The 7036-nt window shown below is 59.1% G+C and carries 5 protein-coding genes; 1 reads left to right on the top strand and 4 read right to left on the bottom strand.

The features are described 5' to 3' along the window. Positions 1-68: 68 nt before the first annotated feature. The 3 genes from hutU to hutC all read right to left on the bottom strand — a co-directional run bounded on the left by hutU (position 69) and on the right by hutC (position 3406). On the bottom strand, positions 69-1766 hold the full coding sequence (hutU, locus tag QN377_RS18580; RefSeq protein ID WP_322213975.1) for a urocanate hydratase: 1698 nt from the start codon (positions 1764-1766) through the stop codon (positions 69-71). Positions 1767-2120: 354 nt separating this feature from the next. Beyond that, complete coding sequence (locus tag QN377_RS18575) at positions 2121-2699, bottom strand: HutD family protein (RefSeq protein ID WP_095000816.1); 579 nt, start codon at positions 2697-2699, stop codon at positions 2121-2123. Next, a complete protein-coding gene (gene hutC / locus QN377_RS18570; RefSeq protein ID WP_153326946.1) occupies positions 2696-3406 on the bottom strand; it encodes a histidine utilization repressor in 711 nt (236 codons plus the stop codon). Before hutC ends, QN377_RS18575 begins: the two co-directional genes overlap by 4 nt. Before the next feature lie 145 nt (positions 3407-3551). Between hutC and QN377_RS18565 the strand changes: the two genes are divergently transcribed. Beyond that, positions 3552-4916 (top strand): formimidoylglutamate deiminase, encoded by a 1365-nt coding sequence (locus QN377_RS18565; protein WP_095017741.1) that lies wholly within the window; start codon positions 3552-3554, stop codon positions 4914-4916. A gap of 119 nt (positions 4917-5035) precedes the next feature. On the opposite strand, the gene QN377_RS18560 is transcribed toward QN377_RS18565, so the two are convergent. Then, a complete protein-coding gene (locus QN377_RS18560; protein WP_095017742.1) occupies positions 5036-6973 on the bottom strand; it encodes a RecQ family ATP-dependent DNA helicase in 1938 nt (645 codons plus the stop codon). Positions 6974-7036 lie beyond the last annotated feature (63 nt).

Raw genomic sequence — 7036 nt, 5'->3', positions numbered from 1 at the left:
AGATGTGTATAAGAGACAGCTCGCGAAGGCCGTTCGCGAGCAGGCTCGCTCCCACGGGAGACCAGAGGTCAGCCGTTGATCATCGGCAGGTTCAGGCCCTGCTCGTTGGCGCAATCGATGGCGATGTCGTAACCGGCATCGGCGTGACGCATTACACCGGTGGCCGGGTCGTTGTGCAGTACACGGGCGATGCGCTCAGCCGCTTCGTCGGTACCGTCACACACGATCACCATGCCCGAATGCTGGGAGAAGCCCATGCCGACGCCGCCGCCGTGGTGCAGCGACACCCAGGTCGCGCCGCTGGCAGTGTTGAGCAAGGCATTGAGCAGTGGCCAGTCGGACACGGCATCCGAACCGTCCTGCATGGCTTCGGTTTCGCGGTTCGGGCTGGACACCGAGCCGGAGTCCAGGTGGTCGCGGCCGATCACGATCGGGGCTTTCAGCTCGCCGCTGCGCACCATTTCGTTGAACGCCAGGCCCAGCTTGGCACGCTGGCCCAGGCCGACCCAGCAGATACGTGCCGGCAGCCCCTGGAAGCTGATGCGCTCGCGCGCCATGTCCAGCCAGTTGTGCAGGTGGGCGTCGTCGGCGATCAGCTCCTTGACCTTGGCATCGGTCTTGTAGATATCTTCGGCATCCCCCGACAGCGCGACCCAGCGGAACGGCCCTACACCACGGCAGAACAGTGGGCGGATATAAGCAGGGACAAAACCCGGGAAGTCGAAGGCGTTTTCTACGCCAACTTCTTTAGCCATCTGACGGATGTTGTTGCCGTAGTCGAAGGTCGGCACGCCAGCTTTCTGGAATGCCAGCATCGCTTCAACGTGCTCACCCATTGACGCTTTGGCAGCTTTGACCACAGCAGCCGGATCGGTCACGGCGCGGTCGCGGTACTGCTCCCAGGTCCAGCCTCTTGGCAGGTAGCCATTCAGCGGGTCGTGGGCGCTGGTCTGGTCGGTGACCATGTCCGGGCGCACACCACGGCGAACCATTTCTGGCAGCAGTTCAGCAGCGTTGCCGCACAGGGCAATGGAAATCGCTTTGCCTTCAGCGGTGTATTTGGCAATACGCGCCAGTGCGTCATCCAGGTCCGCGGCTTGCTCGTCGACATAACGGGTGGCCAGACGGAAATCGATACGGCTTTGCTGGCATTCGATGTTCAGCGAGCAGGCACCGGCCAGAGTTGCTGCCAGTGGTTGGGCGCCGCCCATGCCGCCCAGGCCTGCGGTCAGTACCCACTTGCCGACCAGGCTGCCGTTGTAGTGCTGGCGACCGGCCTCGACGAAGGTTTCGTAGGTGCCCTGGACGATGCCCTGGCTGCCGATGTAGATCCAGCTGCCGGCGGTCATCTGGCCGTACATGGCCAGGCCCTTGGCGTCGAGTTCGTTGAAGTGCTCCCAGGTGGCCCAGTGCGGTACCAGGTTGGAGTTGGCGATCAGTACCCGTGGCGCGTTGCTGTGGGTTTTGAACACGCCGACCGGCTTGCCCGATTGCACCAGCAGGGTTTCGTCATCGTTTAGGTTGGTCAGGCTTTCGACGATTTTGTCGTAGCACTCCCAGTTGCGCGCTGCCCGGCCAATACCGCCATACACCACCAGTTCAGTCGGGTTCTCGGCCACTTGCGGGTCGAGGTTGTTCATCAGCATCCGCAGGGGTGCTTCGGTCATCCAGCTTTTGGCAGTGAGCTGGGTGCCGCGGGCGGCGCGGATCTCACCATCACGGTGACGGGTGAACTCGGCAGGCGATTTTGGGGTAGTTGAAGTCACGGGTAACTCCTCAGCGTTGGGCAGATGCGTCGGGTGTGAGAAGAGGATCGACGCACACTTATGTACTTGTACATACAAGCATATGCAAGTTAGCGGCCAATCTGAAAATTTTCCTGATGAAAAAGCTGCAAGCCACGGAAATAAAGGTGCGCAACCGCAAGAGAAGTTTCTTGGTGGAGAGGGAGAAATTAGCGAGGGGTGTTACTGAAGTAGATGTGTGCGCTGATTTGGGGCGTTTGGTAACGCATGTGTTCTGTGGGAGCGGGCTTGCTCGCGATCGCATCACTGCGACCCGCCAATAAACCGAGTCACCTGCATCGCGAGCAAGCCCGCTCCCACCTGATCAGGACGGTGTCAGACCGCGCTCAACTCAATCACGCAACACAGCCCGGTTAGCGTGATTTCCAGCAACTCGCGATTGCCGCTTAGTTGCAGGCAGTCGTAGCGGCCCAGGTGTTCATGGCAGGTGTTACCCAGGCCAACATGCACCTGCTCGCCCGCACTGAACACCAATACGGTCTGCGCCGAACTGAACAGGCGTTGCGGGACGGTTGCATCCAGCCATTGCAGACGTGCTGCGTAGCGCTGCGGGGCGTAGATCAGGTTGAAGTCACGGATCGGCCCATCAATCAGGGTGCAGGAGACGGTGCTTTCACCCTTGAACGCAAATGCATCAAAGGGTAACAGTGCCCGCGTGCTCGCCCCGTCAACTTGCAAGTTCATGCCCGCGCCTTGCAGCACGCTGATAATCCGCTGATAACCCTCAAAACGCGAAAAGCCGCCTGATTCGCCAATATCGGCAATCGACAGGCGCCAGCCAAAACCGACGAGGCCTTCACCTGCGTCACGGGTGATTTCTTCAGTGCTGCCGCCGCCGTTTTTCCACGGCATGCGTGGATAATCGACGGCACGTAAAACAACGGGCTGGCTCATTTATTGAAGCGTCCTTCAAGACGATGACGGGAACCGGGGTGGATCAGCCGGGCGGCGGTCACAGGCTGACGGCCCGACCAGGTGCGGCGGCGAATCAGCAGGCACGGCTCGCCTGGCTCGATTTGCAGCAACTTGCACTCTTTGGGGTCAGCCAGAATCGCTTCGACCACATGCTCGCCTTCGGTCAGCGGTGCGACCTGAGACAAATAGGCATACGGTGTTTGCAGGGTGAAATCCTGCTTGAGGTAGTCCGGCGCCACCTGTGCATTCACGAAACGGTCTTCAATTTGCACGGCAATCCCGTTTTCGTAATGCACGATCAGGGAATGAAAGACCTTTTGCCCTTCACGCATATCGAGCACGGCGGCGCGTTCCGAGCCGGCCATTTCTTCACCCAGGCTGATGACCTTGCAGGTGTGAGTGTGCCCGCGGGCAGCAATTTCATCAGCGATGTTGTTGACTTCAAACAGCGCGGACTGTGTCTTGGGCTCGGCCACAAAAGTACCGACACCCTGCATGCGCACCAGCAAGCCGTCGGCGGTCATTTCACGCAGCGCACGGTTGATGGTCATGCGGCTGAAACCCAACTGGGTCACCAGTTCGCTTTCAGATGGCACACGGTAATGCGGCGGCCAGTTTCCACTCTGGATCTGTTGAGTGATCATTTGCTTTACGCGGGCGTAAAGCGGGGCCGGGCTGTCGCCCATGTGGGCGGCCAGCGGGGACACGACAGGCGGAGTCGACACAGGCAATCCTTGTTCATGAGTAAAGGGCGTAGCTTGCCGGAGTTTACCGGGCAGGCAAACGTCTGTATATGTATATACAAATAACAAGCTTTGGGGTACCGAACCGATGTCTGTCTTCTTTGCCGAGCGCGCCCTGCTACCGACTGGCTGGTCTGCCAATGTCCGAATCGAGGTGGGTGCCGATGGTCGCCTGACACAAATTACAGCCAATGCCGACGCGCACGGGGCAGAACGTTTGAGCGGCCCGCTGTTGCCGGGCATGCCGAATCTGCACTCTCACGCGTTCCAGCGGGCCATGGCCGGTTTGGCCGAAGTGGCGGGCAACCCCAATGACAGCTTCTGGACGTGGCGCGACTTGATGTATCGGCTCGTCGGAAAAATCAGGCCTGAACAACTCGGCGTCATTGCCCGTCAGTTGTACATCGAGATGCTCAAGGCCGGTTACACCTCGGTGGCGGAATTCCATTATGTCCATCACGATCTGTCAGGGCAGCCCTATACCAACCCGGCTGAGCTGGCACTGCGAATTAGCGAAGCTGCACGCTCCACCGGCATTGGCCTGACGTTGCTGCCGGTACTTTATAGCCACTCGGGTTTTGGCGGCCAGGCACCCAACGACGGTCAGCGGCGCTTTATCAACAGCACCGAGCAATACCTCAAATTGCAGCAACAGCTCAAGCCGCTACTGGCGCAACAGCCAGCGCAGACCCTGGGGCTGTGTTTTCACTCGTTACGCGCCGTTACTCCCGGGCAAATAAACGCAGTGCTGGGCGCCAGCGACACAACCTGCCCGGTGCATATCCATATTGCCGAGCAACAAAAGGAAGTCGACGACTGCCTGAGCTGGAGCGGCAAGCGTCCGATCCAGTGGCTATATGACAATGTCGAAGTCGATTCGCGCTGGTGCCTGGTGCATGCCACCCACGCCAACGCAGACGAAGTTCAACTGATGGCGCAGAGCAAGGCCGTAGCCGGGTTATGCCTGACCACTGAAGCCAATCTGGGTGACGGTATTTTCCCGGCGGTGGATTACCTCGCTCAAGGCGGGCGCATGGGCATCGGTTCGGACAGCCATGTGTCACTGAGCGTGGTCGAGGAACTGCGCTGGCTGGAGTACGGCCAACGTTTGCGCGACCAACGCCGCAACCGGATGTATCGCAGTGATCAGCCGATGGTCGGGCGTACGCTGTACGACGCCGCCCTGGCGGGTGGTGCACAAGCGATGGGGCAACCAGTCGCTGGCTTGGCCGTTGGTCAACGCGCCGACTGGCTGGTGCTTGACGGCAACGACCCGTACCTGGCCACCGCACAGGACGACGCCATTTTAAACCGCTGGTTGTTTGCCGGCGGCGACCGCCAGATACGCAACGTGATGGTTAACGGCCAATGGGTAGTTCGCGACGGGCATCATGCCGATGAAGAGGCCAGCTGCCGCGACTTCACCCGTGTGCTACGCGAGTTGTTGGGGTAGGTGCATAACACCTTGTGGGAGCGGGCTTGCTCGCGATGGCTACGACGCGGTCTATCTGTCAAACCACGGCGACCCAATCGCGAGCAAGCCCGCTCCCACAACACCCACAGGTAGTTGGATTACAGACCGTTCAGATGCTTCGCAGCCCAATCGCGAACCTCGGCATAGGGATAATTTTCCAACGCTGCAAACCCCGGAATGGCCCGCGCTTTCATCTTGGTGAACATCGGCACACTGATCCCGCATAAAAACCGGGTCAGGCGTTCTGCCGGGGGATAACTTCCTGCGTATTCCTGATGCCTGTGGATAAAAGCGCCACACAGTGCTTCAACGTTTTTATCCTCAAGCGGCGCCAGCGCGGGGGCCTCCGGTAAACGCGCCACCTGCCCTGCGCATACCGAGCAATGCCCGCACTGCCGAGGTGCCTGGTCATCGCCAAAATACCGGGCCAGTCGGTAGCTCAGACAGGTATCACTGGCAAACAGCGCCAGCATTGCGTGAATCCGCTTGATCTCGCCGCTCTCGTGGGCACAGAAGTAAGCATGCAGCTCCTGGCTTAATGCCTCGGCATCAAAATCGCTCACCAGCAGGCTGTAGACCTCGGTCATCTGCTTGCTTTCAAGCTCGATCCAACCCTTCTCCTGAAAATAATCCAGCGCCTTGACCACCCGATTGCGATCGGCCTGATGCTGCCCGTACAGGGTATCGAAATTTACCGTGGCCCAGGTTCTGGCGCGGGTGGAGGTCTGAATGATGGCCGAGACAAATTGCTGACGTTCACCTTCGAATTTGGCCAGTAATACCTCGGGCTCGATCAGGAATTTGAAACGATACTCGGCAAAGTAGGCATAGCGCGGTGCTATCAAGCCGCGCAACTCCAGCTGCACCAGCAAGGTTTTAAGTGGTAGCTGACGAATATTGCTCTGATCGGACAACGGCAGCAGCATAAATTCCCACTGCCCTTCAGGTATTGCTCCACGCAACTCCTCAAGTACACAGCGAATACCCGCAAGCTCGGGCGTGTCGCCATACACAAAGTTTTCCAGCACGTTAAGGCTGTCGCGGTTGGCCAGCACCAGACAGTCGGAGGGCTGGCCATCACGCCCGGCGCGACCGATTTCCTGGCTATAGTTTTCAATCGATTTGGGCAGGTCGAAATGCACCACATTGCGGATATCGCTTTTATCGATACCCATCCCGAAGGCGATGGTGGCGACGATGCAGTTCAGCTGCCCGCCCATGAACTGGCGCTGAATGCCCTCGCGCTGCTCATGGGGCAAACCGGCGTGATAAGCATTGGCACTGATACCGTGCTGGCTGAGGTGCTCGGCAATCTGCTCGGCGGTCCGTTGCAATGTGACATAGACGATGCTCGGCTGGCCGATGCGCCCGTTCATCCACTGCACCAGGCGCTGGCGCTTTGCCGCGCCGCTGACCGGCTCAACCCACAGGTTGAGGTTGGCGCGATAGAAGCCGGTGGTGATCACATCCGTCTCGGCAATCGCGAACTTGGCCTGCATGTCCGCGATCACATTGGGCGTGGCGGTCGCTGTAAGCAGCAAGGCTTGGGGGATATTGAACTGGCGCTGGTAGTCTGGAAGTTTCAGATAATCAGGGCGAAAGTTATGCCCCCATTCAGAAATACAGTGGGCTTCATCCACCACCAGCAGTGAAATCGGTACTTGCTGCAAAAAGTTACGGAAGCGCTCGTTTTTCAGGCGCTCGACCGAAATCATCAGGATCTTCAATTCGCCCGCCTTGGCCCGGGCCATCACGGCACTGGCGTCCTCACGACTTTGCGCGGAATCAATACTGGCGGCGGCAATGCCGTGGCGCTGCAAAAAAGCCAGTTGGTCCTGCATAAGAGCCAACAGCGGCGAAACCACCAGCGTCAGGTGGGGCAACAGCAGCGCCGGCAGTTGATAACACAACGACTTGCCCGAGCCCGTGGGGAAAATCGCTGCCGCCGAACGCCCGGCCAAAACAGCACTGACCACCGCCTCTTGCCCGGCACGAAATTGTGGATAACCGAAAACCTGTTCCAGGGTGTTGTACATCACTGTCACTCCATTGACCGCCACACGCGCAAAACTTTAACGCCAAGTTTGCAGACGATCGAG

This window comes from Pseudomonas sp. CCC4.1 (genome assembly GCF_035019225.1).
GTDB lineage: Bacteria > Pseudomonadota > Gammaproteobacteria > Pseudomonadales > Pseudomonadaceae > Aquipseudomonas > Aquipseudomonas bubulae.
This window is presented reverse-complemented; position numbering and strand designations above follow the sequence as displayed.

Excerpts from the sequence above, each read along its gene's own strand:
- QN377_RS18575 (WP_095000816.1), bottom strand. The coding sequence starts at position 2,699 with ATGAGCCAGCCCGTTGTTTTACGTGCCGTCGATTATCCACGCATGCCG.
- hutC (WP_153326946.1), bottom strand. The coding sequence starts at position 3,406 with ATGGGCGACAGCCCGGCCCCGCTTTACGCCCGCGTAAAGCAAATGATC.
- QN377_RS18565 (WP_095017741.1), top strand. The coding sequence starts at position 3,552 with ATGTCTGTCTTCTTTGCCGAGCGCGCCCTGCTACCGACTGGCTGGTCT.
- QN377_RS18560 (WP_095017742.1), bottom strand. The coding sequence starts at position 6,973 with ATGTACAACACCCTGGAACAGGTTTTCGGTTATCCACAATTTCGTGCC.